Annotated in this window: 28 protein-coding genes; 21 read left to right on the top strand and 7 right to left on the bottom strand. The window is 70.4% G+C overall.

The annotated features are described in order from the left end of the window. The first annotated feature begins 9 nt into the window (after positions 1 to 9). From ABZX12_RS35795 to ABZX12_RS35785, 3 genes are read left to right on the top strand one after another with little or no spacing between them, the layout of a single operon-like run. Positions 10 to 1,296 carry an FAD-binding oxidoreductase gene (locus ABZX12_RS35795; protein ID WP_355699880.1) on the top strand — a complete coding sequence of 429 codons (1,287 nt, stop codon included), beginning with the start codon at positions 10 to 12 and terminating at the stop codon, positions 1,294 to 1,296. Between the two features lie 16 nt (positions 1,297 to 1,312). Beyond that, positions 1,313 to 1,675, top strand: a complete 363-nt coding sequence (locus ABZX12_RS35790) for a DUF1622 domain-containing protein (protein ID WP_355699879.1) — start codon at positions 1,313 to 1,315, stop codon at positions 1,673 to 1,675. After that, the gene (locus tag ABZX12_RS35785) at positions 1,672 to 2,205 is read left to right on the top strand and encodes a tetratricopeptide repeat protein (RefSeq protein WP_355699878.1); all 534 of its coding nucleotides are present in this window, start codon (positions 1,672 to 1,674) and stop codon (positions 2,203 to 2,205) included. Before ABZX12_RS35790 ends, ABZX12_RS35785 begins: the two co-directional genes overlap by 4 nt. 6 nt (positions 2,206 to 2,211) lie before the next feature. Here ABZX12_RS35785 and ABZX12_RS35780 read toward each other — a convergent pair whose 3' ends face one another. The 3 genes from ABZX12_RS35780 to nhaA all read right to left on the bottom strand — a co-directional run bounded on the left by ABZX12_RS35780 (position 2,212) and on the right by nhaA (position 5,542). After that, positions 2,212 to 3,054, bottom strand: a complete 843-nt coding sequence (locus tag ABZX12_RS35780) for an SAM-dependent methyltransferase (RefSeq protein WP_355699877.1) — start codon at positions 3,052 to 3,054, stop codon at positions 2,212 to 2,214. 105 nt (positions 3,055 to 3,159) lie between these two features. Next, positions 3,160 to 3,597 carry a rhodanese-like domain-containing protein gene (locus ABZX12_RS35775; RefSeq protein ID WP_355699876.1) on the bottom strand — a complete coding sequence of 146 codons (438 nt, stop codon included), beginning with the start codon at positions 3,595 to 3,597 and terminating at the stop codon, positions 3,160 to 3,162. A 64-nt stretch (positions 3,598 to 3,661) separates the two neighbouring features. Further along, positions 3,662 to 5,542 carry a Na+/H+ antiporter NhaA gene (gene nhaA / locus ABZX12_RS35770; protein ID WP_355699875.1) on the bottom strand — a complete coding sequence of 627 codons (1,881 nt, stop codon included), beginning with the start codon at positions 5,540 to 5,542 and terminating at the stop codon, positions 3,662 to 3,664. A gap of 138 nt (positions 5,543 to 5,680) precedes the next feature. Between nhaA and ABZX12_RS35765 the strand changes: the two genes are divergently transcribed. The 3 genes from ABZX12_RS35765 (at position 5,681) to ABZX12_RS35755 (ending at position 8,381) form a co-directional block, all read left to right on the top strand. Then, entirely contained in the window at positions 5,681 to 6,379 is a 699-nt protein-coding gene (locus tag ABZX12_RS35765) for a GAF and ANTAR domain-containing protein (protein WP_355699874.1), read from the top strand. Positions 6,380 to 6,549: 170 nt separating this feature from the next. After that, entirely contained in the window at positions 6,550 to 7,695 is a 1,146-nt protein-coding gene (locus tag ABZX12_RS35760) for an ROK family transcriptional regulator (protein ID WP_355699873.1), read from the top strand. A 35-nt stretch (positions 7,696 to 7,730) separates the two neighbouring features. Continuing rightward, on the top strand, positions 7,731 to 8,381 hold the full coding sequence (locus ABZX12_RS35755; protein WP_355699872.1) for a GNAT family N-acetyltransferase: 651 nt from the start codon (positions 7,731 to 7,733) through the stop codon (positions 8,379 to 8,381). On the opposite strand, the gene ABZX12_RS35750 is transcribed toward ABZX12_RS35755, so the two are convergent. Continuing rightward, positions 8,319 to 8,861, bottom strand: a complete 543-nt coding sequence (locus tag ABZX12_RS35750) for a CGNR zinc finger domain-containing protein (protein WP_355699871.1) — start codon at positions 8,859 to 8,861, stop codon at positions 8,319 to 8,321. The two genes, ABZX12_RS35755 and ABZX12_RS35750, sit on opposite strands and share 63 nt — an antisense overlap. Positions 8,862 to 8,979: 118 nt before the next feature. Here ABZX12_RS35750 and alr point away from each other — a divergent pair, with 118 nt between their 5' ends. The 11 genes from alr (at position 8,980) to ABZX12_RS35695 (ending at position 20,407) form a co-directional block, all read left to right on the top strand. Then, a complete protein-coding gene (gene alr, locus ABZX12_RS35745; RefSeq protein WP_355699870.1) occupies positions 8,980 to 10,116 on the top strand; it encodes an alanine racemase in 1,137 nt (378 codons plus the stop codon). Continuing rightward, complete coding sequence (locus ABZX12_RS35740; RefSeq protein WP_355699869.1) at positions 10,113 to 11,078, top strand: D-alanine--D-alanine ligase family protein; 966 nt, start codon at positions 10,113 to 10,115, stop codon at positions 11,076 to 11,078. The genes alr and ABZX12_RS35740 overlap by 4 nt, the downstream gene beginning before the upstream one ends. Further along, the gene (locus ABZX12_RS35735; protein WP_355699868.1) at positions 11,075 to 11,536 is read left to right on the top strand and encodes a M15 family metallopeptidase; all 462 of its coding nucleotides are present in this window, start codon (positions 11,075 to 11,077) and stop codon (positions 11,534 to 11,536) included. The genes ABZX12_RS35740 and ABZX12_RS35735 overlap by 4 nt, the downstream gene beginning before the upstream one ends. Positions 11,537 to 11,607: 71 nt before the next feature. Continuing rightward, the gene (locus tag ABZX12_RS35730; RefSeq protein ID WP_355699867.1) at positions 11,608 to 12,102 is read left to right on the top strand and encodes an NAD(P)H-dependent oxidoreductase subunit E; all 495 of its coding nucleotides are present in this window, start codon (positions 11,608 to 11,610) and stop codon (positions 12,100 to 12,102) included. Continuing rightward, the gene (locus tag ABZX12_RS35725) at positions 12,099 to 13,613 is read left to right on the top strand and encodes an NADH-ubiquinone oxidoreductase-F iron-sulfur binding region domain-containing protein (RefSeq protein ID WP_355699866.1); all 1,515 of its coding nucleotides are present in this window, start codon (positions 12,099 to 12,101) and stop codon (positions 13,611 to 13,613) included. Before ABZX12_RS35730 ends, ABZX12_RS35725 begins: the two co-directional genes overlap by 4 nt. Next, positions 13,610 to 16,432, top strand: coding sequence for a formate dehydrogenase subunit alpha (fdhF, locus tag ABZX12_RS35720; RefSeq protein WP_355699865.1), 2,823 nt, complete (start codon positions 13,610 to 13,612; stop codon positions 16,430 to 16,432). The genes ABZX12_RS35725 and fdhF overlap by 4 nt, the downstream gene beginning before the upstream one ends. Continuing rightward, positions 16,429 to 16,650, top strand: a complete 222-nt coding sequence (locus ABZX12_RS35715; protein WP_355699864.1) for a formate dehydrogenase subunit delta — start codon at positions 16,429 to 16,431, stop codon at positions 16,648 to 16,650. Before fdhF ends, ABZX12_RS35715 begins: the two co-directional genes overlap by 4 nt. Positions 16,651 to 16,718: 68 nt before the next feature. Beyond that, on the top strand, positions 16,719 to 17,933 hold the full coding sequence (locus ABZX12_RS35710; RefSeq protein ID WP_355699863.1) for a molybdopterin molybdotransferase MoeA: 1,215 nt from the start codon (positions 16,719 to 16,721) through the stop codon (positions 17,931 to 17,933). Then, positions 17,921 to 18,778, top strand: a complete 858-nt coding sequence (fdhD, locus tag ABZX12_RS35705) for a formate dehydrogenase accessory sulfurtransferase FdhD (RefSeq protein ID WP_355699862.1) — start codon at positions 17,921 to 17,923, stop codon at positions 18,776 to 18,778. The genes ABZX12_RS35710 and fdhD overlap by 13 nt, the downstream gene beginning before the upstream one ends. Beyond that, positions 18,775 to 19,257 (top strand): SRPBCC family protein, encoded by a 483-nt coding sequence (locus tag ABZX12_RS35700; protein ID WP_355699861.1) that lies wholly within the window; start codon positions 18,775 to 18,777, stop codon positions 19,255 to 19,257. Before fdhD ends, ABZX12_RS35700 begins: the two co-directional genes overlap by 4 nt. A 34-nt stretch (positions 19,258 to 19,291) precedes the next feature. Continuing rightward, the gene (locus ABZX12_RS35695) at positions 19,292 to 20,407 is read left to right on the top strand and encodes a MerR family transcriptional regulator (RefSeq protein WP_355699860.1); all 1,116 of its coding nucleotides are present in this window, start codon (positions 19,292 to 19,294) and stop codon (positions 20,405 to 20,407) included. A gap of 4 nt (positions 20,408 to 20,411) precedes the next feature. On the opposite strand, the gene ABZX12_RS35690 is transcribed toward ABZX12_RS35695, so the two are convergent. Together ABZX12_RS35690 and ABZX12_RS35685 are read right to left on the bottom strand one after the other, a co-directional pair. Next, entirely contained in the window at positions 20,412 to 20,837 is a 426-nt protein-coding gene (locus ABZX12_RS35690; protein WP_355699859.1) for a MerR family transcriptional regulator, read from the bottom strand. Between the two features lie 20 nt (positions 20,838 to 20,857). After that, a complete protein-coding gene (locus ABZX12_RS35685) occupies positions 20,858 to 21,892 on the bottom strand; it encodes an aminotransferase class V-fold PLP-dependent enzyme (RefSeq protein WP_355699858.1) in 1,035 nt (344 codons plus the stop codon). Between the two features lie 80 nt (positions 21,893 to 21,972). Between ABZX12_RS35685 and ABZX12_RS35680 the strand changes: the two genes are divergently transcribed. Continuing rightward, positions 21,973 to 23,010, top strand: a complete 1,038-nt coding sequence (locus ABZX12_RS35680) for an aldo/keto reductase (protein ID WP_355699857.1) — start codon at positions 21,973 to 21,975, stop codon at positions 23,008 to 23,010. Here the strand turns inward: ABZX12_RS35680 and ABZX12_RS35675 are convergent, their stop codons facing one another. Next, positions 23,011 to 24,120 (bottom strand): peptidoglycan-binding protein, encoded by a 1,110-nt coding sequence (locus ABZX12_RS35675; RefSeq protein WP_355699856.1) that lies wholly within the window; start codon positions 24,118 to 24,120, stop codon positions 23,011 to 23,013. A gap of 129 nt (positions 24,121 to 24,249) precedes the next feature. Here ABZX12_RS35675 and ABZX12_RS35670 point away from each other — a divergent pair, with 129 nt between their 5' ends. From ABZX12_RS35670 to ABZX12_RS35660, 3 genes are all read left to right on the top strand, one after another. Next, entirely contained in the window at positions 24,250 to 24,444 is a 195-nt protein-coding gene (locus tag ABZX12_RS35670) for a hypothetical protein (RefSeq protein WP_355699855.1), read from the top strand. Between the two features lie 50 nt (positions 24,445 to 24,494). Further along, a complete protein-coding gene (locus ABZX12_RS35665; protein WP_355699854.1) occupies positions 24,495 to 25,505 on the top strand; it encodes a LacI family DNA-binding transcriptional regulator in 1,011 nt (336 codons plus the stop codon). Positions 25,506 to 25,596: 91 nt separating this feature from the next. After that, positions 25,597 to 26,886: an extracellular solute-binding protein gene (locus ABZX12_RS35660; protein WP_355699853.1), complete on the top strand. Its 1,290-nt coding sequence runs from the start codon at positions 25,597 to 25,599 to the stop codon at positions 26,884 to 26,886. Positions 26,887 to 26,897: the final 11 nt, after the last annotated feature.

The following is a 26,897-nucleotide window of genomic DNA, read 5'->3' as shown; positions in this document are numbered from 1 at the left end:
AGAGCTGAGATGACCGAGTTTCTGCGCACCGGCGACGCCGGGTACGACGAGGCCCGCACCGTCTGGAACGCCATGATCGACCGCCGCCCGGCCGTGATCGCCCGGTGCGCCTCGTCCGCGGACGTCGCCGAGGCGGTGCGCTTCGGACGCGCGGCCGGGCTGGAGATCGCGGTCCGCTGCGGCGGGCACAACATCGCCGGTCTCGCGGTCCCCGAGGACGGCCTGATGATCGATCTGACGCCGATGAACGCGGTCCGGGTGGACCCCGTCGCGCAGCGGGCCTGGGTGCAGGGCGGCGCGCTGCTGGGCGAGCTGGACAAGGCGGCGCAGGAGCACGGGCTGGCGACCACGGCCGGGAACGTCTCGCACACCGGCGTCGGCGGGCTGACGCTGGGCGGCGGGATGGGCTGGCTGGCACGGCGGTTCGGGCTGGCCTGCGACAACGTCGTGTCGTACGAGGTCGTGACGGCGGACGGCACCGTAGTCCGGGCGAGCGCCGACGAGAACGCCGAGCTGTTCTGGGGTCTGCGCGGCGGCGGCGGGAACTTCGGGATCGTCACGTCGTTCGAGTTCCGGCTGCATCAGGTCGGGACGCGGGCGCTGATCGTCGAGTTCAGCTATCCGGTCTCGGCGGGCTTCGAGGTGCTGCGCGGATGGCGGGAGCTGAACGCCGACGCGCCGTGGGAGGCGACCTTCACCGCGAACATCACCGGGGACTCCCTGACGGTCGGGTACGTGTGGGTCGGCGAGGGCGGGTACGACCTGCTGCCGGCGTTCCGCGCGCTCGGGCCGGTGAGCGACGAGCTGATCGAGGAGACGACGTACCTGAAACTGCAGACGCGCGACGACAACGTGCAGGGGCACCGCTTCCGGCGGTACTGGAAGGGGCACTACTTCAAGTCGCTGCCCGACGAGGCGATCCGCGCGCTGCTCGACAATCCGGGCGTGGGCGCGAGCCTGCAAGCGTACGGCGGCGCGATCGCCGACGTCCCGGCGGACGCCGCGGCGTTCAGCCACCGGGACACGCTGTTCGAGTTCGTCACCGCGACGCGCTGGCAGGACCCGGCCGAGGACGCGGAGCGGATCGCCTGGCTGCGCGGGTACGCCGCGACGCTGGCGCCGTACGCGAGCGGGGCCTACGTGAACACGCTGAACGAGGACCCGATCCACCGCGCGTTTCCGCCCGCGACGCTGCGGCGGCTGGTCGCGCTGAAGACCGCGTACGACCCGGCCAACGTGTTCCACCTGAACCAGAACATCCGCCCCGGCGAGCCGACCGCCGAGTCCGCCGCTTGACTGGTACCCCTGGAGGATGGACTTCGAGGCGGTCTTCGCCGACGTCGCCCGGGTGATCGAGGGCGCCGGCGTGGTGATCATGGCCGTCGGGCTCGCCGTGGTGCTGATCCGCTACGCCTACGACGTCGTCCGCAAGGGCTCCGGCAGCTACCAGCAACTGCGGGTGAGTCTCGGGCGGGTCATCCTGCTCGGGCTGGAGATCCTGATCATCGGGGACATCATCCGGACGATCATCGTCGACACGTCGCTGGAGAGCGCGCTCGTGCTGGGGCTGATCGTGGTGATCCGGATCGTGCTCAGCTTCGCACTCGAGGTGGAGATCTCCGGAAGCTGGCCGTGGCGGGCCCGCCAGAGCGAACGCGGCATGATGGACCCGTGACCAGCCAACACCTGCCCCGCCCCACCACCCCGGTCGACCTGACCCCGGAACTCGCCGCGACGATCGACGAGGCGTTCGCGCGGCGGGACCGGGCCAACATGGGGCCGACGATCGCCTTCTTCGAGAAGCTGCTGACCGAGCACCCGGACAACCCGTACGTGCTCTACGAGGTCGGCGGGTCGTACGACACCGCCGGCGACGAGGAGAAGGCCGTCGGGTACTACGAGCGCGCGTTGCCCGGACTGACCGGGGAGACCCGCCGCAAGTGTCTCCTGCAGTACGGCAGCACGCTGCGCAACCTGGACCGCTTCGACGAGTCGCTCGCGGTCTTCAAGGACGCCTGCGCGGAGTTCCCGGAATCGGACTCGCTCCGGGTCTTCAAGGCGCTGACCCTGCAGGCCGCCGGGCACCAGGACAAGGCGCTGGCGACCCTCCTGCTGGTGATCGCGGACAAGGTCGACTCCGCCGAGATCAAGCGCTACGAGGCCGCCATCCGCGGCAACGCCGACTATCTGGCCGGACTGGGTTAGGACGGCTCAGGACTTGAGCGCGACGCCGCCGTAGATGGCGTCGCGGATGCCGGGCTGCGGGTCCTCGTCGACTCGGCCGCCGGGGACGTGCCAGTCGGCCAGCGGGACCACGCCCGGCTCGAGGATCTCCAGCCCGTGGAACAGCGACGAGATCTGCTCGACCGAACGGAACGCCAGCGTCGGGAACGCGTCCTTGACCTTCGCCAGGAGCTCGGTCACGAGCTGGTCGACCGGGCCGCCGTCGCCCGGGTTGCACGCATGGGTGATCGCCAGGTAGGAGCCCGGCGGCAGCGCGTCGACGTACTGCCCCGCGATCGCCAGGGTCTGTTCGTAGTCGTGGATGTGGTGCAGCATCAGCGCCATCACCAGCGCGACCGGTTGACCGTCGGCGAGCAGGCCCGCGACGGCCGGATCCGCCAGCACCTCGTCGGGCCGGGTGAGATCCGCCGCGGTGAACTGGGTCCGGTCGTTGTCGAGCAGCAGCGCCCGGCCGTGCGCGACCACCGACGGGTCGTTGTCGATGTACAGCACCCTGGCGTCCGGGCTGACCTTCTGTGCGATCTGGTGGGTGTTCTCCGCGGTCGGCAGGCCGGAGCCCGCGTCGATGAAGCGCCGCACCCCGGCCTCGTCGGCCAGCCAGGTGATCACCTGGTTGAGCCAGCGCCGGTTCGCCCGCGCCCAGACCGGTGTCTCCGGCGCGATCTCCATGATCTGCCGATACAGCTCGCGGTCGGACTCGTAGTTGTCCTTGCCGCCGAGGGCGTAGTCGTACACGCGGGCGACGCTCGGACGCGTGGTGTCGATACCGGGTGCGACCAGCCCACCGTCGTACCTCGGCTGATCCGTCACACTGTCTCCTCGCGTCGGCGGTTCACTCCGAGGGTAACGGACGGAGAGTCAGCGTTTCACCACGACGAGTTCGAACTGTGTTAAAACTCAACGCTCACAGGGGTTTCAGCACGCGCAGGCCACGCCGCGCGGTGCGGTCAGCGGGTCGGCCGGTCGCCGTTCGATGCCGTCCGCGGTCTCCACCGGCAGCCCTTCACGGACCCAGTACTCGAAGCCGCCGATCATCTCCTTCACCGAGTACCCGAGCCTGGCGAACTCCAGCGCCGCACGCGTCGCCCCATTGCACCCCGGTCCCCAGCAGTAGGTCACGACCGGGACCCCGTCCGGTACGACGGCCGCCGCCCGCGCCGCGATCTCCCGCGTCGGCAGGTGGACGGCGCCCGGCACATGCCCCTGGTCCCAGCTCTCCTGGCTGCGACTGTCGATCAGCACCCACCCGGTCACGCCGGCGCCGATATCGGAGGCGACATCGGACACGTCGGTCTCGTACGCCAGCCGTTCCGCGAAGTGGGCGACGGCGGCCTGGTCGATCTGCTTGGTCATGGAGCAAGCGTCGGTGACCGGACGACGCGACAACAGTGGCAGAAATGCCCCAGTGCATCAAGATTCAGCCACGACGGATCTTGGACCGCGCCCGGGCCACCTTGATCGCCTGCTTCAGCGTCTCCACGTCGTACGCCCCGTAGTGCCGCTGACCGTTCACGAAGAACGTCGGCGTCCCGGAGACCCCGCTCGTGTCCGCCGACTCGACGTCCTGCGCGACCCGCGCCGCGGCGACGTGCCGCTTCACGTCGTCGTGCAACCGATCGGTGTCCAGTCCGAGCTGTTCCGCGTACCCGATCAGGTCCTTGGGCTGCAGGTTCTGCTGGTTCGCGAGCAGCAGGTCGTGCATCTCCCAGAACGCGCCCTGCGCACCGGCCGCCTCCGCCACCTCCGCCGCGATCTGCGCCCGCGGGTGGACGTCGGACAGCGGCAGGTGCCGCCACACGTACCGCAGGTCGTCGTCGTGCAGGAGGTCGCGGACGACCGGCTCGGCCATCCCGCAGTACGGGCACTCGAAGTCGCCGTACTCGACCAGCGTGACGGAGGCGTTCTCCGGGCCGCGGATGTGGTCCCGCTCCGGATCCACCGGGTCGGTGAGGTCCACCAACTGCTCCGCGTCGCCGAGCAGCGCCAGCGCCTTCTTCGGCGGCGACAACAGCTTGGCCGCGCGGAACACCGACCAGGTCAGGGCCGACGCGACGATCACCGCGCAGAGCAGACCGACCTTCGCCTCGGCCAGCTGCGGCCCGTCGAACGCGATCGTCGCGATCAGCAGGGACACCGTGAAGCCGATGCCGGCGATGGTCCCGCTGCCGGCGACCGCGGCCCAGCCGACGCCCGGCCGGATCCGCCCGCCGCTCAGGCGCTCGACCAGCCAGGACACCGTCGTCACCGCGAGCGGCTTGCCGACGACGTACCCGATCAGGATGCCGAGCGTGATCGGCGACGTGAACGCTCGGCCGAGGAAGGCCATGCCGATCGTGACGCCGGCGTTCGCGAGGCCGAACAGCGGGACGATCAGGTAGCTGGTCCACGGGTGGTACAGGTACTGCAGGCGCTCGTTCGGCGAGATCGTCGTGGTCAGGCCGACGGTCGCGGACCGCGCCAGCTCCGGGGTGGGCTGCTCGCGGAACAGCCGGAACAGGCCCGTCGCCTCCTCCAACTCCTCACGGCCGGGCGAGTACGCCGGCGCCGTCAGTCCGATCGCCAGCCCGGCGACCACCGGATCCACGCCGCTGCGCAACAGCGCGGCCCACATCAGCACGCCGAGGATCACGTAGATCCACGCCTTGCGGACGCGCAGCAGCGACAGCGCCAGCACGACCGCGAACGCGACGACCGCCGCGGTCAGCGGCATCAGCTTGATGTCCTCGCTGTAGACGACCGCGATCACCACGAGCGCGAGCAGGTCGTCGACGACGAACACCGTGAGCAGGAAGACCCGCACCCGGTCGGGCACGCCGCGGCCGACCAGCGCGAGCAGACCGAGGGCGAGCGCGGTGTCGGTCGACATCGCGACACCCCAGCCGTGCGACCCCGGACCGCCGGCGTTGAAGGCCAGGTAGATCAGCACCGGCACGACCATCCCGGTGACCCCGGCGAGCATCGGCAGCACGAACCGGCTGCGGTCCCGCAGGTCCCCGAGGTCGAACTCGCGCCGCGCCTCCAGCCCCACCACGAGGAAGAACAGCGTCATCAGCCCGCTGTTGATCCACTCCTGCAGATCCAGGCGCAGCACGTCGTGCCCGAGCCCGATCGACAGATCGGTCCGCCACACCTCGTCGTACGTCTCCGGCGACACGTTCGCCCACAGCAACGCCACCACGATCGCGGCCGCGAGCACCCCGGAGCTCCCCGCTTCGGTCCGCAGGAACGCCCGCATCGGCGCCGCGAACCCCCGCCGCCAGTCGGTCCGCCCACTCAACAGACCAGACAAGTCCGCCATGGCGGACACTGTAAACCGCGCCCGCTCCGGGCACCCGCGGCGTCCGGATTTCCGACGTTCGGCGAATGGCTAACGGTTCGGGGGGCTTGGGCTGCATTATTGCCTTGCCCTGCCGCACGACATGCCCTGGAGACCCCAGTGACCGAGCCCGAGATCGTCAACTCCGCAGACACCTTCGCCCGACTGGCGGTCGAGTTGCACGACGCGCCCGGCGTCGAGGAGACGATCGAGGCCGTGGTGCAGTTCGCCCGGCAGGCGTTGAGCTGTACGCACGCCGGTGTGGTGCTCTCCACCCGGGGTTCGCAGGCCGAGGTCGCCGCGGTCACCGATCCGGTCGTCGCCGACGTCTACGAGCTGCAGATCAACACCGAGAACGGGCCGCTGGTCACGGCGCTGCGCGACCGGACCACAGTGCTGGTCCGGGACACGGGCACCGACGACCGCTGGCCGGAGTGGGCGGCGAAGGTCGCGGCGCTGGGAGTACGCAGCGTTCTCGACGTGCCGTTGGCGACCGGTGATGCAGCGCGACGGACGGTCGGGGTGCTGGGACTGTACAGCCTGGAACCGGACGCGTTCAGCGCCGACGACGAGGCGATCGCGCATATCCTCGCCCGGCACGCGACGGTCGCGGTGGCGTCCGCGCGGCACGAGGAGACGATGGCGCAGGCGGTCGACGCGCGGAAGCTCGTGGGCCAGGCGATGGGCATCCTGATGGAGCGCTTCGACGTGGACGGCGACCGGGCGTTCGCGATCCTCAAGCGGTACTCCCAGGACACCAACACCAAACTGCGCGACGTCGCGCAGCAGCTGATCGATACGCGCAAACTCCCGCAGTGACGACAATCTGACACCGTTGTCCGGCCGCCATCTCCGGCGATCCGTTGCATACTGCGAGATGAGCCCGACGCCGGGACTTGTGCGGCCAGTACCGCGGACCGGGTCACGTCCCGGCGTCCCACCTCCTCGCTACGGCGCTGGACCACCAGACAGGGCCTTAAGCTGACGCAATGGGTGAGTGGCAGCCGTTGGCAGGGCCATCGAGGCAGGTCGCTTTGGAGATCCTGCTGGACGGTCCGTTGTCGCGGGCCGAGCTGTCGCGTCGCGTCGGCCTGTCCCCGGGCAGCCTGACCCGGTTGACGAAGCCGATGGTCGAGTCGGGGCTGCTGGTCGAGGTCGAGGGCGGTCCCACCGACGCCCGGGTCGGCCGCCCGTCACAGCCGCTCGACCTGGACGCGAACGCCCATCACTTCGTCGGCATCAAGCTCACCGGCGACTCCGCGATCGGCGTCCTCACGACGCTTCGCGCGGACGTGCTGGCGAGCGTGCAGCGCCCGATCTCCGACCCGACGCCGTCCGCGGTCGCCGACCTGGTGCTCGACATCACCGACGAACTGGCCGTCCAGGTGCCGAACGGTACGGCGATCACCGGGCTCGGCGTCTCGCTCGGCGGCCGGGTGGCGAACCGTTCCGAGGTCCGCTGGGCCCCGTACCTGAACTGGGTGGACGTACCGTTCGGCGAGATCCTCGCCGCGCACACCGGCGTCCCGATCGTGGTCGCGAACGACTTCACCTCGCTGACCGAGGCCACGCACTGGTTCGGCGCCGGGCGGAACTCGCACCGCTTCGTCCTGCTCACGATCGGCGCCGGCGTCGGCTACGGCCTCGTCGTGCACAACCGGATTGTCGACAGTCCGGACATCACCCTCGGTCTCGTCGGCCACCACCCGCTGATCCACGACGGCCCGCTCTGCGACCGCGGCCACCGCGGCTGCGCAGTCAGCCTGCTGACGGTCGGCGCCGTCACCTCCCAGGTCGCTGCCGCTCTCGGCCGGCCGGTCGGGTACGAGGAGGCGCTCGATCTCGCCGCCAAAGGCGATCCGGCGGCGCGCGAGGTGATCGGCCGCGCCGGTCGCGCCTTCGGCAAGCTGATCGCCGCGGCCGCGAACTTCACCACGCCCGAGCTCATCGTCCTCGGCGGTGAAGGTGTCCGGCTGGCCGAGGTCGCGCACGACGAACTGCTGGCCGGACTGCACGCCGACCGGCATCCGTCCGCCGCCGAGCTGCCGATGGTCCTGCAGCCCGCCGACTTCGGCGAATGGGCACGGGGCGCCGCGGTGGTCGCGATCCAGACCTTCGTGCTGGGCGTTGAGTAACTAGCTATTTCTCTCTAGGCAGTTACACTGCTGCCATGATGAGGCGATGGCTGGAGGGCTGGCGGCTGTGCCGCGGCCTGGAGCCGGTGATCGAGGACGACGACGCGTACGCCGCCGTACTGCGACTCCCCGGGCGCGACCGTGAACTGTTTGCCCGCACCGACGACCCCGCGACCGTGGACCGGCTCGCGCGCGGCCTGACCGCGGACACCTGGCTGACCGTCACCACGCAGCACGGCGACGAGGTAGCGCGCCGCCTCGTGGGGGCCGGCGTGCAGCCGTTCGCGGAGCAGAAGACGCTGATGTCGATCGAGCTGCGCGACCACCCACTCGCCTCGGCGCAGGTCGAGACGGTCGGCCCTTTGGAGTACGTCAAGGTCGTGCTGGACGGCGTGGTCGCGGCAGGGGGCATGGCGGCGATCGTCGGAACCGATGCCGTCATGCACGACATCCACACCGATCCGGCGTTCCGGCGCCGCGGACTCGGCAGTGTCGTGATGGGCATGCTGGCCGCGCGAGCAGTCGATCGCGGTGCGCGGACCGGGCTGTTGATGGCCACCACCGACGGGCGCCACCTGTACCGCAGGCTCGGCTGGTCGGCCGAAGCCACGATGGTGACGGCGTCAGGAGCTCCGGACCCGCGCCCGGTGGGCGGCGACCTTGGCGCGGTTCTGACACGCGGTTGAGCAGAACCGCTGGTTCCCGTTCCGGGTCGCGTCGAGGAACAGGTCGTCGCACCGGGCGGCCGCGCATCGGCGGATCCGTGCCGCCTCGTCGCTGCCGAGCAGCATCGCGACGGCGGTGGCGAACTCGGCCAGCCAGCCGGTCGCGTCGTCGGGGCTGCCGAAGTGCAGGTGCCACGGGGCCCCGATCTCGCGGGTCAGCTGCGGCGCGGCCTTGGTGTCCCTGAGCAGCTCGTTCACGAGCTCGACTGCTCGGTCGACGTCGGGGAGATTTCCGAGCGCGTCGTACAGCGTTTTCGCACCGCCGGCGTAGCCGCCGGGATCGACCACGGGCGGGCGGTTCGTGGTCAGCCGCAGGACGGCGTCGACGGCCGCCGCGTCCGGCGGAACGGCCGGACGGCCCTGCCGGGCGGGCGATCCGAAGGCGTTGGCCAGCGCGATCGCGGCGTGCAGTGAGGCCCGCAGATGATCGGTGGCTTCCACCTGTCCAGTATCCCGGTCCGCTCGTCCTTGCGGAGGAGGCGGGTCATACCAGGGTCGTAGCCGGACATCCGTCCGCGCTCCGATGATCCTGATCGTTGCCGGAAACAACAATGACGATATGTACCTGGTTCAGTCCCGCCGCCGCCCCGGAACCCGTGGGATCACCGGACTGTCGGAGGCCGTCGTCGACCTGTCCGCAATCCGCGACAATGTCGACCGTTTCCGACAACGTGTTCCGCAACAGGTCCTGGCCGTGGTCAAGGCCGACGCCTTCGGGCACGGCGCCGTACCGGTGGCGCGGGCGGCCGTCGAGGCCGGGGCGACCTGGCTCGGCGTGGCCCGGGCCGACGAAGTCCTGCAGTTGCGGGCGGCCGGACTGACCGTGCCGATCCTGACCTGGCTGTACGACGCCGCCGAACTCGTGCTGCTCGGCGACCAGGACGTGGACGTCAGCGTCTCGACGGTCGCCGAACTCCAGCAGGTCGCAGCCATCCCCTCGGTCCACTCCGTGCACCTGAAGCTGGACACCGGATTGCACCGGGCCGGCAGCGCACCTGACCGGTGGATCGAGCTCACCCGGGCGGCGGCGCACTACCAGGCGCTCGGCGCCGTCACGGTCCGCGGGATCTGGTCGCATCTCTCGCACGGCGACGCCGCCGACGCCGTACAGAGCACGCGGCAACTCCAGCTCCTGCGGACCGGGGTGGGCCTCGCGCACCGTGCCGGTCTGCGACCGGACGTCGTCCACCTGGCCAACTCGGCCGGCGCGCTCACGCTCGACGCACCGGACACGGACCTGGTGCGGATCGGCGCCGGCCTGTACGGCATCGACGAGCTCGGGATCGGGCTGCGGCCGGCGATGCGGTTGCTGAGCACGCTGACCCAGATCCGCCGGATCCGTGCCGGCGAAGGGGTTTCGTACCGGCACGACTTCGTCGCGGATCGGGACACCACCATCGGCCTGGTCCCGATCGGGTACGCCGACGGGGTGCCGCGGGCCGCCGGACGGCAGGCGAGCGTGCTGTGCCGCGGCGTCCGGATGCCGGTGATCGGGCGGATCGCGATGGACCAGTTCGTCGTCGACGCCGGGGAGTTCGCGGTCGAGCCGGGCGAACCGGTGACGATCTTCGGCGACGGCTCCGCGGGTGAGCCGACCGTGGCCGACTGGGCGGCCTGGGCCGGCACCATCCCGCACGAGATCTACTGCGGGATCGGATCCCGGGTCCCCCGCCGGTACGAGGAGGGCGGCCGATGAAGGTCGCGGTGGTGATGGGCGGGGCGAGCTCCGAGCACGACGTGTCGCTCGCCAGCGGGAAAGGCATCCTGACAGCGGTCGAGCTGCTCGGTCACACGGCGATCCCGATGCTGCTCGATGCCCAGGGCAACTGGTCCGACGGGCAGCACGAAGCGATCGAGATCCTGCAGGCGTGCGACGTCACGATCCCCGCGCTGCACGGCGAGGGCGGCGAGGACGGCCGGCTGCAAGGATTTCTCGAGCAGCTGCACGTCCCGTACGTCGGCAGCGGTATCGCGGCCAGCGCGGTCGGGCTGGACAAGCACCTGACCAAGTCCGTCCTGCAGGCGCACGGCATCCCGGTCACGCCCGGTGTCACGCTACGCGGCGCCGAACTGACCGACGCCGAGGCGGCGTTGCAGAAACTGAAGGCGGCCGGCCTGGACTTCCCGTTGTTCGTGAAACCGGCGAACGGCGGCTCGAGTTTCGGCGTGGCCCGCGCGACCACCCTGCCGACGTTGCTGGCCGCGATCGCGGAGGCCACCGAGTTCGACGCGCATGTCCTGGTGGAGCGGGAGATCACCGGCCGCGAGATCGACCTGGCGGTGCTGGAATTCCCGGACGGACGGGTCGAGACGGCACCGGCACTGGAGATCCATCCGGACCCGGACCAGCCGTTCTTCACCGCGGCCGCGAAGTACGACAGCGACGCCACGCGGTTCGTCGTACCGGCGCCGCTCGATCCCGAGCTGGCGATGCGGCTGCGGCGGACGGCGATCGACGTGTTCGAGGTGCTCGGCTGCGCCGGGCTGGCGCGGGTGGACTTCTTCGTGCCGCGGGACGGCGAACCGGTCGTCAACGAGATCAACACGTTCCCCGGATTCACCCCGGCGTCGCAGTTCCCGCGGATGTGGGCCGCGGGCGGGATGTCGTACGCCGAAGTGGTCGACACCCTGATCCGTACGGCGGTGGCGCGCCCGTGACCGTACCGCAGAGCACCGTACTGCAGAGCACCGTCCTGCTGAGCGACGACCGGATCACCGGCATCCCGGCGATCGAGTGCGGCGAGCCGCTGGTCGACCTGTTCACGCGGGACATGCTGACGAGCGGGCAGCAGTTCGCGCGCGAAACGGTCGCGGACCGGCTCGCACTGGCCGGCGCGGCGGCCGATCTGACGCTGGTCGGCGCGCACGGCCCGCTCGACCTCGGTACGCCGATCGACGCGACACCCGAGCAGAGCAGCGGCGCGTGCTTCTTCGCGGCCGCCAACATCAGCCGCGAGGCCCGGACGAACCGATCCCTGCTGGCCGACGTGCTGACCGCGGCAGGCCTGGTGAACTATCCGACACAGTGGTGGCACTGGTCGTTCGGCGACCGCTACTGGGCCTTCGTGGAGGACCGCCCGAATGCGCTCTACGGGCCCGCCTACAGCCTGGCGTGATAGCTGCCGCCTATGAGGTGATAGGCAGCATTGCTTTGACCGTGCCGCAGCGGCGACGGAATGTTGTATACATGACGAGTGAGGTCGTGGCCGCCGCCCCTGTCCCGGTCCCCGGGCGTGCCCAGCGCGTGCGGGAAATCGCGGAGGACCTACGCGGTCTCCGCGGTGCATTGATACCGATCCTGCACGCGGTGCAGGAGGAGTTCGGGTTCGTCGATCAACCCGACGTCGCGGTGATCGCCGACGTCCTGAACCTCGCGGTCGCCGAGGTGCACGGCGTCGTCACGTTCTACAAGGACTTCCGGCGGATCGCGGCCGGCCGGACGACCGTCGCGATCTGCCAGGCCGAGGCGTGCCGCTCGGTCGGCGCCGTCGAGCTCGCCGAGCACGCGCGACGCACCGTCGGCTGCGGTTTCGGCGAGACGACGCACGACGGCCGCATCACCCTCGAAGAGATCTACTGCTTCGGGAACTGCGCGCTCGGCCCGGCGGTGCAGGTGGCCGGCAAACTCCACGGCCGGGTCACCCCCACCCGCCTCGACGCCCTTCTCGGGGAGGCGCGATGAAGGTCTACGTACCGAGGGATTCCGCCGCCTGCTCCGTGGGGGCGGACGAGGTCGCCGAGCGGATCGCCGCCTCCTCCCAGGACGGTGACGTCGAGGTGGTTCGTACCGGGTCCCGGGGGATGTTGTGGCTCGAGCCGTTGGTGGAGGTCGAAACGGCCGCTGGGCGGGTTGGATACGGGCCTGTTGCTCCGGAGGACGTGGACGGGCTGATCGCGGGCGGGATGCTCGACGGTGCGGGCGCCTCGCTCGGGTTGGTGGAGGAGCTGCCGTGGATGAAGCGGCAACAGCGATTGACGTTCGAGCGGGTCGGTGTGGTCGATCCGCTGTCGACCGTGGACTACGTCGCGCACGGCGGGATGGCCGGGCTCCGCGCGGCGCTGGCGTTGTCGCCGGCCGAGGTGGTGGAGACCGTGGTCGACTCCGGGTTGCGCGGCCGGGGCGGCGCCGGGTTCCCGACCGGGATCAAGTGGCGGACGGTGCTCAACGCACCAGCGGATCTCAAGTTCGTCTGCTGCAACGCCGACGAGGGTGACTCGGGGACGTACGCGGACCGGATGCTGATCGAAGGCGACCCGTTCACGCTGATCGAGGGGATGACGATCGCGGCGTACGCCGTCGGCGCCGCGGAAGGGTACGTCTACCTGCGGTCGGAGTACCCGGACGCGGTGGCGACGCTCGAGGACGCGATCGGGCACGCGCGCGACGAGGGCTGGTTGGGGCCGGACATCCTCGGCTCAGGGTTCGGCTTCGACCTACACGTCCGGGTCGGTGCGGGTGCGTATATCTGCGGCGAAGAGACCTCGATGCTGGAGAGCCTGGAAGGAAAACGCGGCATGGTCCGCGCCAAGCCTCCGATCCCCGCTCTGGAGGGGCTTTTCGGCCGCCCGACGGTCGTCAACAATGTGTTGTCATTGGCAACGATTCCGACGATTCTCGCGCACGGGGCCGCGGCCTACGCGGCGTACGGCACCGGGCGGTCGCTCGGCACCAGCGTGTTCCAGCTCGGCGGGAACGTCGCCCGCGGCGGGATCGTGGAAACCGCTTTCGGAATCACCCTCGGCGAGCTGGTGAACGACTTCGGCGGCGGTACGTCGTCGGGGCTGCCGGTGCGGTCGGTGCAGGTCGGCGGTCCGCTCGGCGCCTACCTGCCGGTCGAGCAGTTCGACCTGCCGATGGACTACGAGGCGTTCGCGGCGGCCGGCGCGATGGTCGGGCACGGCGGGATCGTGGTGTTCGACGAGACCGTGGACATGGCGGCGATGGCGCGGTTCGCGTTCGAGTTCTGCGCCGCCGAGTCGTGCGGCAAGTGCACGCCGTGCCGGGTCGGCGCGGTCCGCGGCGTCGAGACCGTGGACCGGATCGTCGCCGGCGAGAACCCCCGGCAGAACCTGGTCCTGCTCGAGGACCTGTGCGAACTGATGACCGACGGCTCCCTGTGCGCCATGGGCGGCCTCACCCCGATGCCAGTACGCAGTGCCGTCCGCCATTTCGGAGAGGACTTCCACGCATGAGCTTGCTCAAGGAACCTGACTTCGGTACGCCGGCGCGCCCCGGCGCCGCGACGACAGAGCTGACCGTCGACGGGGTGACGGTGAAGGTGCCACCCGGTACGTCGGTGCTGCGGGCGGCCAAGGAGGCCGGGGTCGACGTACCGAAGCTGTGCGCGACCGACAACCTGGAGGCGTTCGGGTCGTGCCGGTTGTGCGTCGTGGAGATCGACGGGGTGAAAGGCACTCCGGCGTCCTGTACGACGCCGGTCCGCGACGGCATGGTCGTGCGAACCCAGAACGAGCGGCTCGGGAAGCTCCGCCGCGGTGTGATGGAGCTGTACATCTCCGACCACCCGCTCGACTGCCTGACCTGCTCGGCGAACGGCGACTGCGAACTGCAGGACATGGCCGGCGTCACCGGGCTGCGCGAGGTCCGGTACGGCTCCGGTGTCGAGGCCGGCGCGAACCACCTGGATCTGCCGACCGACTCCTCCAACCCGTACTTCGACTTCGAGGCGTCCAAGTGCATCGCGTGCTCGCGGTGCGTGCGCGCCTGTGACGAGGTCCAGGGCACGCTCGCGCTGACGATCGAGGGACGCGGGTTCGACTCGAAGGTCGCGGCCGGCGCCGGGGTGTCGTTCTTCGAGTCGGACTGTGTGTCGTGCGGTGCGTGTGTGCAGGCCTGTCCGACCGCGACGCTGCAGGAGAAGTCGGTGGTCGAGCTCGGGATGCCGACCCGGACCGTCCTGACCACCTGCGCGTACTGCGGTGTCGGGTGCTCGTTCAAGGCGGAGCTGCGGGGTGACGAGCTGGTCCGGATGGTGCCGTACAAGAACGGCGGCGCGAACGAGGGGCACTCGTGTGTGAAGGGCCGGTTCGCGTTCGGGTATGCGTCGCATCCGGACCGGGTGCTCGAGCCGATGGTCCGGAACACGCTGTCGGAACCGTGGCGGAAAGTGTCCTGGGAGGAAGCGATCGGCTTCACCGCGCGCCGGCTGCGGGAGATCCAGGCGGCGCACGGCCAGGGCTCGATCGGGGCGATCACCTCGTCGCGGACGACCAACGAAGAGGTGTACGCGGTCCAGAAGATGGTCCGCGCGGTCTTCGGGAACAACAACGTCGACACCTGCGCCCGGGTCTGCCACTCGCCGACCGGGTACGGCCTGAAGCAGACCTTCGGGGAATCGGCCGGAACGCAGGATTTCCGTTCCGTCGACGAGTCCGACGTGATCCTGCTGATCGGGTCGAACCCGACCGACGCGCACCCGGTGTTCGGCTCCCGGATGAAGCAGCGGCTTCGTCAGGGCGCCAAGCTGATCGTGGTCGACCCGCGGCGGATCGACCTGGTCCGGTCGCCGCACGTCGAGGCGGCGTACCACCTCGAGCTCGCCCCGGGCACGAACGTCGCGATCGTCAACGCGCTCGCGCACGTGGTCGTCACCGAGGGTCTGGTGGACCGGGAGTTCGTCGCGAGCCGCTGCGAGGACTTCGAGGCCTGGGAAGCGTTCATCGCCCAGCCGGAACACAGCCCGGAGGCGGTGTCCGAAATTTCCGGCGTCCCGGCCGAGAAGATCCGCGAGGCTGCCCGGCTGTACGCGACCGGCGGGAACGCGGCGATCTACTACGGCCTCGGCGTCACCGAGCACAGCCAGGGCTCGACGATGGTGATGGGCATGGCGAACCTCGCGATGGCGACCGGCAACATCGGCCGGCGGGGTGTCGGGGTGAACCCGATGCGCGGGCAGAACAACGTCCAGGGCTCGTGCGACATGGGCTCGTTCCCGCACGAGCTGCCCGGCTACCGGCACGTGTCCGACGACGACGTCCGCGACATCTACGAGAAGTTGTGGGGAACGCCGATCCTGAACGAGCCCGGGCTGCGGATCCCGAACATGTTCGACGCGGCCATCGACGGCTCGTTCAAGGCGCTGTTCGTGCAGGGCGAGGACATCGCGCAGTCGGATCCGAACACGCAGCACGTCTTCGCGGCCCTGGGCGCGCTGGAGCTGCTCGTCGTCCAGGACCTGTTCGTCAACGAGACGGCGAAGTTCGCGCACGTCCTGCTGCCGGGGACGTCGTTCCTGGAGAAGGACGGGACGTTCACGAACGCGGAGCGGCGGATCAACCGGGTCCGCCCGATCATGGCGCCGCGGACCGGGAAGCAGGAGTGGGAGATCGTCTGCGAGATTGCCCAGGCGATGGGCTACCCGATGCACTACGACTCGGCGGCGCAGATCATGGACGAGATCGCGCTCACCACGCCGACCTTCGCCGGCGTCTCGTTCGCCAGGCTCGACGAGCTCGGGTCGATCCAGTGGCCGTGCAACGTCGAGCATCCCTCGGGGACGCCGATCATGCACGAGGACGAGTTCACCCGCGGCAAGGGACGGTTCATGGAGACCGTGTACGTGCCGACGTCGGAGCGGTCGACGCGGAAGTTCCCGCTGATCCTGACCACCGGGCGGATCCTGTCGCAGTACAACGTCGGCGCGCAGACCCGGCGGACGGCGAACGTCGCCTGGCACGCCGAGGACGTGCTGGAGATCCATCCGCACGACGCCGAGGTGCGCGGGGTGTCGGACGGCGACCTGGTCGCGTTGTCGAGCCGCGTCGGACGCACCGAGCTGCGTGCGCGGATCTCGGACCGGATGCCGGTCGGGGTCTGCTACACCACGTTCCACCACCCGGTCAGCGGCGCGAACGTCGTCACCACGGACAACTCCGACTGGGCCACCAACTGCCCCGAGTACAAGGTCACCGCGGTCCAGGTCGACCTCGTCACCGAACCGGTCGCCGGCCAACCCGCCCGCGAGCCGGTCGTTGCCGGGGGCAATCGATGAGCGGCGGCGTGCCGCCGTACGTCCGGCTGGCGAACGAGATCGCCGCCCAGTTCGCCCACCGCGCCCCGGACGAGGCCGCCACCGCCATCGCCAACCACCTGAAGGCGGTCTGGGATCCCCGCATGAAACGGGCCCTCATCGCCCATGCCGACTCCGGTGCCACCGACCTGGACCCGACCGCGGCGCTGGCCGCCAAGAAGCTCCAGGCGCCCTCGTGACCCCAGGATCGGCGTCCGGGCTGCGGGATCGGTTCGACAAGCCGGGGCGGGTCGGAGAGGGTGGGCCTGTGGAGGACGGGCGCACACCTGGGGTCGGCCGTGGGCGTCAGCGGCGGGACGACATGCCGTGGGACGTGGCGCGGCAGCTCGCGCATGCCGCGGCGCGCCCCGGCACCGTGGTGACGCGAACACTGGCCGAGGCCGACGGCTGCGTGCTGGCGACGCCGCTGGTGTCGCCGGTAGCGGTGCCCCCGGTGGATCGGGCCGCGATGGACGGGTACGCCGTCCGTGGCGCCGGGCCGTGGCGCGTGATCGGGCACGTGCCCGCGGGATGTGCGGACTCCGGGGCGCTGGAGGACGGGCAGGCGACGGGGATCGTGACGGGTGCGGCGGTGCCGACCGGGGCGACCTCCGTCGTACGGTCCGAGGACGCCGTCGTGACCGGCGGGTTGCTGGAGGGGCCGTCGGAGGACGGCCGGCACATCCGGCGCGCGGGCGAGGAGTGCAAGCCCGGCGATCAACTCCTGCCGGCGGGCGTGATGATCGACCCGGCAGTTCTCGGCCTCGCCGCGACGGTCGGCCTCAATCGCCTCGCCGTCATTCCTCGACCGACGGTCGCCGCCCTCGTCACCGGCGACGAACTCGTCCACCGCGGCCGGCCAGGGCCTGGACGCGTCCGGGACGCCATCGGCCCGATGCTCCCCAGCCTCATCACCCGCTCCGGCGCGGCGCAGGCCGGAGTACGGCATCTGCCCGACTCGCTGGAGGAGCTGGTTTCCGCCTTGCAGGAGACGTCGGCGGACCTCGTCCTCGTCTCCGGCTCGTCCGCCTCCGGGCCGGCTGATCATCTCCGGCCGGCGCTCACCGCGCTCGGCGCCGAGTTGGTCGTCGACGGCGTCGCCTGCCGGCCCGGCCACCCGCAAGCCCTCGCACACCTCCCTGATGGCCGGCTGGTGCTCGGCCTGCCGGGCAATCCGTTCGCCGCACTCGTCGCGTTCCTGACGCTCGGCGTCGCGGCCGTCTACCGTCTGCGCGGCCTCCCCCTCCCCGTGCTGCCCCAGGTCGCCGTTCCCGGCGGCATTGCGTGCCACCCGACCAGCACACGACTCGTCCCGATCCGCCTCACCCCACAGGGCGCCGTACCCGTCGGCCACGGTGGTGCCGCCATGCTCCGCGGCCCGGCCGCCGCCGACGCCCTCGCCGTCGTGGCCCCCGGCCCCGCCGAAGCCATCGCGGCCCGTCTCCTCCCCCTCGACCCGGGATCCCGTCCATGGGCCGGCTGATCGCGCGGCGGCCGGTGGTACGGATCACGCCGGCGGGCCGGCGTTCCCGGCCGGACTCGATCGCGGTCGAGGAACCGCTCGAGCTTCGCGTCGACGGGAAACCACTGGCCGTGACCATGCGCACCCCGGGCCACGACGTCGAGCTCGCGCACGGCTTCCTGCACACCGAAGGCGTGATCGGCAGCGTCGACGACATCCGTGACGCGCGGTACTGCGACTCCGTCGACGACGAGGGCCGCAACACGTACAACGTCCTCGACATCGGCCTCGCCGCGGGCGTGCCTGCGCCGGTCACCGGCGTCGAGCGCAACTTCTACACGACCTCGTCGTGCGGTGTCTGCGGCAAGGCCTCGCTCGACGCGGTCCGCACGAAGACCCGCCACTCCCCGGCCGCCGACGACGTCACCATCAGGTACGACGTACTCACCGGCCTTCCCGACGCGCTGCGCGAACGGCAACAGGTCTTCGACCGCACCGGCGGCCTGCACGCGGCCGGTCTGTTCACCCCGGCCGGCGACCTGCTCGTCGTCCGCGAGGACGTCGGCCGCCACAACGCCGTCGACAAGGTGGTCGGCTGGGCGCTGCTGAACGGGTGGATCCCGGCTCGCGGCCTGATCCTCATCGTTTCCGGGCGGACCTCGTTCGAGCTTGCGCAGAAGGCGGTGATGGCCGGCATCCCGGTCCTCGGCGCGGTCTCGGCTCCGAGCTCGCTCGCCGTCGACCTCGCCGACGAGGCCGGCCTGACGCTGGCCGGCTTCATCCGCAACGGCGCCATGAACCTCTACAGCCGCCCCGAGCGGGTAAATGTCGAGTCCGCCGAGGTGCGTACGACGTCCGGGGCATGAACGACTACGGAGTGACCGGTGCGACCACCGGTGTCGAGGCCCTGATCAAGCTGCCGATCCACGAGGTCTGGTCCGGCATCACCGCGATCGACAGGTACGGCGAGTGGAGCCCGGAGTGCATCTACGGCGCCTGGCTCGAGAAGGAAGCGCGGTTCGAGGCGCGGAACCGGTTCGCGGACGGGTTCGAGACCTACGTGACCTGTACCATCACGGCCTTCGAGGAGCCGAAATGCTTCGGCTGGGACGTGTACGGCGACGAGCCGGTCCCATTCGCGCACTGGGAGTACGAGCTGGAGGACCGCGGCGCCGCGACGCTCGTCCGGCAGTCCTTCACCCACGGACCGGGCGACAGCGGGATGCGGCTGGGCGTCGTACAGCATCCGGACCGAGCAGCCGAGCTGATCCAGGGCCGCCTCGACCAACTGGCCGCGAACATGCGCGCCACCCTGGCCGCTATGGAGTCAGCGCTGAAAGCTTGACCCTCACGCCACGTCAGGTCCCATAGTCGGTCCCGTGGACGATCACTGGACCGTGGGACGCGTCGCCGACCTGGCCGGCGTGAGCGTCCGGACGCTGCATCACTATGACGACATCGGGCTCGTTCGGCCGTCGGCGCGAACGGCCGCCGGGTACCGGGCCTACTCGGCGGCCGACGTGGAGCGGCTGCGAGAAGTCCTCGCCTATCGACGGCTGGGCTTCGGGCTGCGGGAGGTCGGCGAGCTGGTCGGCGACCCGTCCACGGACGCGGTCGCGCGCCTGCGTCAACTGCGCGGGCTGCTCGTGGAGCGGCGTGATCGTGCCGACGCCATGGTGCGGGCGATCGACAGGGAACTCGAGACGCGAGCGAAGGGACTGACGGTGACACCGGAGGAACAACTGGAAGTGCTCGGCGCGCAGCTGTACGACGTGATCGGCGGCGCCTATCCGGCGACTCGGCGTACCGAGCCGCGGATCGCCGCGCGGATCTGGGAGGCGCTCGGGGACGCGCAGACGGTGCTGAACGTCGGCGCGGGCACGGGATCCTACGAGCCGGCCGATCGCGACGTGACCGCGGTCGAGCCGTCGGCCGTCATGCGCGCCCAGCGGCCGGCCGGCTCGGCGCCGTGCGTGGCGGCCGCCGCGGAGAGCCTGCCGTTCGACGACGACTCGTTCGACGTCGCGATGGCCGTCTCGACCGTGCACCACTGGGCCGATCCGATCGCGGGGCTGCGCGAGCTGCGCCGGGTGGCCCGCCGCGTGGTGGTGTTCACGTTCGACACCGACGAGCCCGGCTGGCAGGACCGGTTCTGGCTCACCCGGGACTACCTGCCCGAGTTCGCGTCCGTGCTCGAAGGCTTCCCCTCGATCGCCGGCATGGGCGACGCGATCGGCGCCCGCGCCGAGCCGGTGCCCGTTCCGTGGGACTGCGCCGACGGGCTGTTCGAGGCGTACTGGCGGCGGCCGGAGGCCTACCTGGAGAACCGCGTCCGCCGCGCGATGTCGGTGTGGACGAGAGTGGGCGCGGAGGCCGAGCAGCGCGCGGTACGGCACCTCGGCGACGACCTCGGCTCCGGTCGGTGGGCTGAACGCAACAGCGAGCTCGTCGACCTCGACGCGGCCGATCTGGGGCTCCGCCTGCTCGTCGCCTGAGCGCTCAGGACGCTTCGCTGGCTGCCTGTGTCGACGGAGTCACCCACAGGCAGTCCGCGGTGCCCGCGTCCACGTGCTGCTGGTAGATGTGGACCTTGAAGGTGATCACGTTGAGGCACTCGTTGAGTTCCTCGATCTGCGCGCGGACGTGGTCCTGATGGCTTTTGAGCAGGGCCAGCCGGTCCGCCTCGTTCCCGGCTCCCTGCCGGACCAGCTCCGTGTACCTGCGGATGGTGTCCAGCGGCATCCCGGACGAACGGAACCTGATGCACATGGTCAGCCAATCGACGTCGTCCTCGGTGTAGACGCGGCGCCCGTTCGACTCCCGCCGTACCGTATCCGCGAGCAGGCCCTCCCGCTCGTAGAACCGCAGCGCGTGCACACTCAACCCGGTCCGCTCCGCCACCTGCCCGATGCTCAATCCGCCCATGTCCGCACCATAGCTCCGATCTAGAGCAACGGCTTCAGCGCGGACAGAGCCTGCTGTACGTCGGCACGCGTGGTGTAGATGTGGAACGACGCACGCAGCCGGCCGTCGCGGACGGCGGCGCGGATACCGGCCGCCGCGAAGGCCTCCTGGGCGCCGGGCAGGCTGGTGCTGACGATGGCGCTGTTCGACGGCTCGAGGCCGAGCCCGGCGCGGAACTCGTTCGCCAGCGCGAGGTTGTGCCGGTTGATCGCGTCGACGCCGATCTGCTCGACCAACTCCAGCGCCGGGGCCGCGCCGACGAAGCTGAACCAGGCCGGCGACTGGTCGAACCGCCGGGCGCCGGGCGCGAGCTCCATCACCGGCCCGTAGTACGAGCCGTGGACGTCGCGTCCGGCGTACCAGCCCGCCGCGGACGGCCGGCAGCGTTCCTGCAACCGCGGGGACAGGTACCCGAGGGTGGCGCCCCGCGGCGACATCAACCACTTGTAGGCGTGCACGACCAGCGCGTCGACACCGTCGACCGTGATCGGGTGCCAGCCGACGGCCTGGGTCGCGTCGAGCACCACGAGCGCGCCGATCTGCTTGCTGGCAGCAACGACCGCGGGCAGGTCCAGGACCAGGCCGGTCGACGACTGCACCGCGCTGACCGCGACCAGGTCGATGCCCGGGGTGATGGCCGCGACCAGCTCGTCCCCCGGTACGGCGATCACCTCGACGCCGCGGTCGGCGTGCACCTGCCAGGGGAACACGTTCGACGTGAACTCGACGTCGTCGGTCAGCACCTTCGCACCGTCCGGCAACGCGGCCGCGATCGGCGCCAGCGCCGCGGACACCGTGCTGCCGACGAACACGTCCGCCGGGTCCGCCCCGACCAGCCGCGCGAACGCCGTACGGGACTGTGTCGTCGACTCGTCCCACGGCTCCCAGCTCGTCACGCCGGCCCGCCAGTCGGACAGCGCCGCCTGCAACGCGTCCCAGGCGGGCTTCGGCGGCAGGCCGTACGACGCGGTGTTCAGCCAGCCCGGCTCCGGATCCCACAGCCCTGCGATCTCCATACGCCCACCCTAGGCCGGACTTGACCTAGACAGCGCTCTAGCTCCTAGCGTTCCGGGCAGCGAACAAAGGAGCTGCACAGATGCGGTATCGCACATTGGGTGGGACCGGGATCGAGGTCAGTACGCACTGTCTCGGGGCGATGATGTTCGGCGCGGTCGGCAACCCCGATCACGACGACTGCGTCCGGATCGTCCACCACGCACTGGACCAGGGGATCAACTTCGTCGACACCGCGGACATGTATTCGGCGGGCGAGTCCGAGACGATCGTCGGCAAGGCGCTCAAGGGCCGCCGCGACGACGTCGTGCTCGCGACCAAGGTGCATTTCCCGCTCGGCGAGGGCCGCAACCGCAGCGGGAACTCGCGGCGCTGGATCACGCGCGCGGTCGAGGACAGCCTGCGCCGGCTCGGCACCGACTGGATCGACCTGTACCAGATCCACCGGCCGGACCACACCACCGACATCGAGGAGACGTTGTGGGTGCTGAGTGACCTGGTCAGCGCGGGCAAGATCCGGGCGTTCGGCTGCTCGGCGTTTCCCGCGGAGGACATCGTCGAGGCGTACCACGTGTCCGACCGGCGCGGGTACGGGAGGTTCCGGACGAACCAGCCGCCGTACTCGATGATGGGTCGCGGCATCGAGCGCTCGGTCCTGCCGACCTGCCGGCGGCTGGGGATGGGCGTGCTGACCTACAGCCCGCTCGCCTTCGGATTCCTGTCCGGGAAGATCCGCAAGAACCAGCCGCTCGACCTGTCCGCGCGTGCCGCGCTCGCGCCTGACCGGTTCGACCCGGCGCTGCCCGCGAACGCGGCGAAGTACGACGCCGTCGAGCAGCTGGTCGAGGTGGCCGACGGCCTCGGTGTGTCGCTGCCGGAGCTGGCGATGGCCTTCGTCACCACGCATCCCGCGGTCACCTCCGTCATCGCCGGTCCGCGCACGATGGAGCAACTGGAAGGTCTGCTCAAGGCCGCCGACCTGACGCTGGACGACAAGACCCTCGACCGCATCGACGAGATCGTCCCGCCCGGCACCGACCTGTACCGCGCCGACGCCGCCTGGCAACCCCAGTCCCTCACCGACCTCACCCAACGGCGCCGCCCGCTGACCGACCGCTGACTACTTGCCGGATTGGAGGGCTGCCCAGGTGACTGGGCCTACTACTCCGTCGACCACCAGCTGCCGGGTGGTTTGGTAGTCCTTGGCCGCGGTTTCTGTCTGCGGGCCGAACTGGCCGTCGATGGCGACGGTTCGGGACAGAGCCGCGGTGAGGGCGCGTTGGAGGCGGCGGACGTCGGGACCGGTGCTGTTCAGGCGGAGGGTCGGTTGGGTGCCCGCGGCGAGGAGTGCAGTCCAGGTCTTCGCGCCGACAACGCCGTCGGCGGGCAGGCCGACCTTGGTCTGGAAGGCCTTGGTGGCATCCGACGTCGCGGTGTCGAAGGTGCCGGACGGTTCGTTGGTGCCACCAAGGAGACACTGCGCGGCCTGCACCGCGGCGCCGGTCGATCCGGACTGGATCGTCGGGTATGCGGTGAAGTCCAGGTTCGTGCTCGCACACGTCTGCGTGCTGTTCACGAACGCGTTCGCGGCCGCCTCACCCTTGCTCACCGCGTCGGCCGCGTTCTCGATCGGAGCCGACGTGACACCCGGGAACAGGATGTAGGTGATGACCGCACCGTCCACCCCGCCGGACGCCGGGTTCGGGTTGATGCCGAGCTGCTGTGCGAGCTTGTACGAGCCCTCGCCGATGATCCCGGTCGGCCCCTGATCGCCGACGACGGCGTACGCGACCTTGTCCTGGTACACGACCGCGGCCACGGTCGCCCCGCCGACCCCCGCCGTACGGTAGTCCCAGATCGAGCTCGGCAGCGGTACGACGATGAACGGCAGCCCGGCCGAGTTCAGCGGTTCGCCGTCGGACTGATGCCACGACGTGTCCGGCTGGAACGACGGATCGGCGTTCTCGTTGCACTCCGTCGTCCACTGCCCGTCGCAGTCGATGTCGAGGTCCGCGGTCCAATGCACCGCGTCTCCCGACCGGCAGACCGCGGCGGTCCTGGAACCACCGGAGTCGTGGGCGTACTTCCCGTTCGACAGCTGCGACTCGCACGACGCCCGGGCGCGCAGCTGGTCGGCGGTCGGGCCGGCCAGCTCCTCGGCCTGGGAATCGCGGAGCGGGACCAGCAGCGCCACCCCGGCCAGGGCCAGGGCAAGACAGGCGAAACTCACGCGGCGAACCATCGCAACCTCCGAGGGGCGGAACGGAAGATGAAGGTTTTCGCCCAACACATTACAGTCGACGGTTACTAATTGACAGGCCGTACGCTGGTGGCAGCGACAACTGCCAGGGAGGGCGCCATGAGCTTCGACAGGCCGGGCCTGCCGCATCCGGGTCACGAGCTGGATCCGGCAGTGGAGGACACGCTCCGCGAGGAGGGCGTCGAGCTGAGCGGCGACGAGCCCGACATCCCGGAGCACCCGGGCAGCCGGTCGGCCGGCCCGCAGCCCAACCCGCCGCGGCGCCCGCCCCACGACGCACCCGCCGCCGACTGACCGCCCATGCACCGTGCACTACCGTGGCTGCCCATGACGGGGATGACGCCATGGCGGTGACGATGCGCGACGTCGCGCGCGAGGCGGGCGTGTCCCCGAAGACGGTCTCGAACGTGATGAACGGGTATCCGTACATCCGCGAGGAGACCCGAACCAAGGTGCTCGCCGCGATCGATGCCCTCGGCTACCGGATGAACCTCTCGGCGCGGAACCTCAAGTCCGGCCGGACCGGCGTGATCGCGCTGGCGGTCCCCGAGCTCAGCAACCCGTACTTCGCGGAGCTCGCCGACGCCGCGATCGCCGCCGCCGGCGAGCACGGCCTGACGGTGATGATCGAGACCACCGGCGCCGACCGCGAGCGGGAGCTCAGCGCGCTCGCCCGGCCCCGCGGGCATCTCGTCGACGGCCTGCTCTACAGCCCGCTCGGACTCGGCCCCGAGGACGTCGACCAGCTGCGCACGAACACGCCGATGGTGCTGCTCGGCGAGCGAATCTTCCACGGGCCGGTCGACCACGTGATGATCGACAACATCGACGGCACGAAGGCCGTCGTCCGGCATCTGCTCGACCAGGGCCGGCGCAAGATCGCGGTGATCGGGATCCGCCCCGGCGAGCTGGTCGGCACCGCAGCGATCCGGTACGGCGCGTACGCCGCGACACTGCAGGAGTACGGCGTCGCCGTCCCCGAGAAACTGGCCGTGTCGGGCGGGAAATGGCACCGGTCGAGCGGCGCCGACGCGGTCGCGGAGCTGCTCGCCCTGGGGCACGACTTCGACGCCGTCTTCGCCCTCAACGACACGCTCGCGCTGGGCGCGATCCGGGCACTGGCCGCCCGCGGCGTGCGGATCCCGGACGACGTGGCGGTGGCGGGCTTCGACAACATCGACGAGGCCAGTTACAGCAGCCCGACCCTGACCACGGTCGACCCGGACCGCGTGCACATCGCCCGGACCGCCGTCGACCTGCTGGTCGAGCGGATGGCCGGCGACGTCTCCGAGCACCGCGAGATCGTCTCGCCGTACGTGCTCCACACCCGCGAGTCCACCCTCGGCGCGAACTGAGGCCTTGACGGTCCGAGAGCACCCGGGCATCCTTTCTACACCGATGTAGTACATCGGTGTAGATCCGTGCTCCACTCCGCCTGGAGGACAGATGCGCCCAGACTCCCCTCCCTTCCGTCCCAGGCGTCGAGCAGTACTTGGTGGCCTGCTCGGCGCCCTCACTCTGACCGGTTGCGGCACACTCCGCGGCAAACCCAAGGTCCGCGAGTGGAACCTGTTCGGCGGCGGCGACGGTGCCCGCCTGCTGCAGATCCACCAGCAGTACGTCGCCGAGCACCCGGATGTCGCGTTCGAGGCCCACACGCTCGCCTGGGGCCCGCCGTTCTACACGAAACTCGCAATGTCCGCGGCCGGCGGCCGGGCGCCCGAGGTGGCGACCCTGCACCTGTCCCGGCTCAAGGGGTTCAGCCCGACCACGATGCTCGACCCGATACCGGTCGAGCTGCTGACCGACGCGGGCGTCACCGAGTCCGACTTCCTGCCGACCTCGTGGGACCGCGCGGTCGTGGACGGCAAGCTGTACGCCGTACCGCTCGACACGCACCCGTTCGTGCTCTACTACAACACCGAGATCTGCCGGAAGGCCGGGCTGCTCGAAGCGGACGGCCGGATCAAGACGGTCAAGGGCGTCGACGCGTTCCTCGAGATGCTGAAGGCGGTCAAGGACGTGACCGGCAAGTTCGCCGCGTCGGTCGAGACCACGAACCCTTGGCGGCTCTGGTGGACGTTGTACGGACAGCTCGAGGGCAAGTTCTTCGACGACACCGGCACCCGGCTGATCCTCGACGACGCCAAGGCGCTGGAAGCCCTCAACCTGATGGCCAAACTCGCCGCCGACGGTCTGACGCCACGGTCCTCCAACTACTCGGCCCTGGTCGCCCAGTTCAGCAACGGCGACGCCGGGCTGAGCTTCAACGGCGAGTGGGAGGTGACGACGTACCAGACCGCCAAGATGCCGTTCAGCATGGCGCCGTTCCCGGTCGTGTACGACGTGCCGAAGTTCGCCGGCGACGCGCACACGTTCGTGCTGCCGCACCAGAGCAACCGGAACAAGGCCGACACCAAGGCCACCGTCGAGTACATCGCCTGGATGCTCAAGCACAGCGCCGACTGGGCGGCCGGCGGTCACGTCCCGGCGTACCAGCCGGTGGCGAAGAGCCAGGACTACCTGAACCTCAAGCCGCAGGCGGAGTACCGCAGCGTGGCGCCGGACGTGCTGTTCGACCCGGACGCGTGGTTCAGCGGGTCCGGTGCGCAACTGCAGAACGAGGCCGCCGCGGCGTTCAGCGGCGTGTTCTCCGGTCAAGCGACGCCGAAGGCCGCGCTCGCGCAGTTCAAGGCCGCAACCCAGAAGCTCCTCGACACCCCGTCACCGGTCTAAGGAGGTCGGTC

The sequence above is a fragment of the Kribbella sp. NPDC003505 genome, assembly GCF_040610875.1.
Classification (GTDB): Bacteria; Actinomycetota; Actinomycetes; order Propionibacteriales; family Kribbellaceae; genus Kribbella.
Note: the sequence above shows the minus strand (reverse complement) of the source record. Positions and strands in the feature narration are given on the sequence as shown.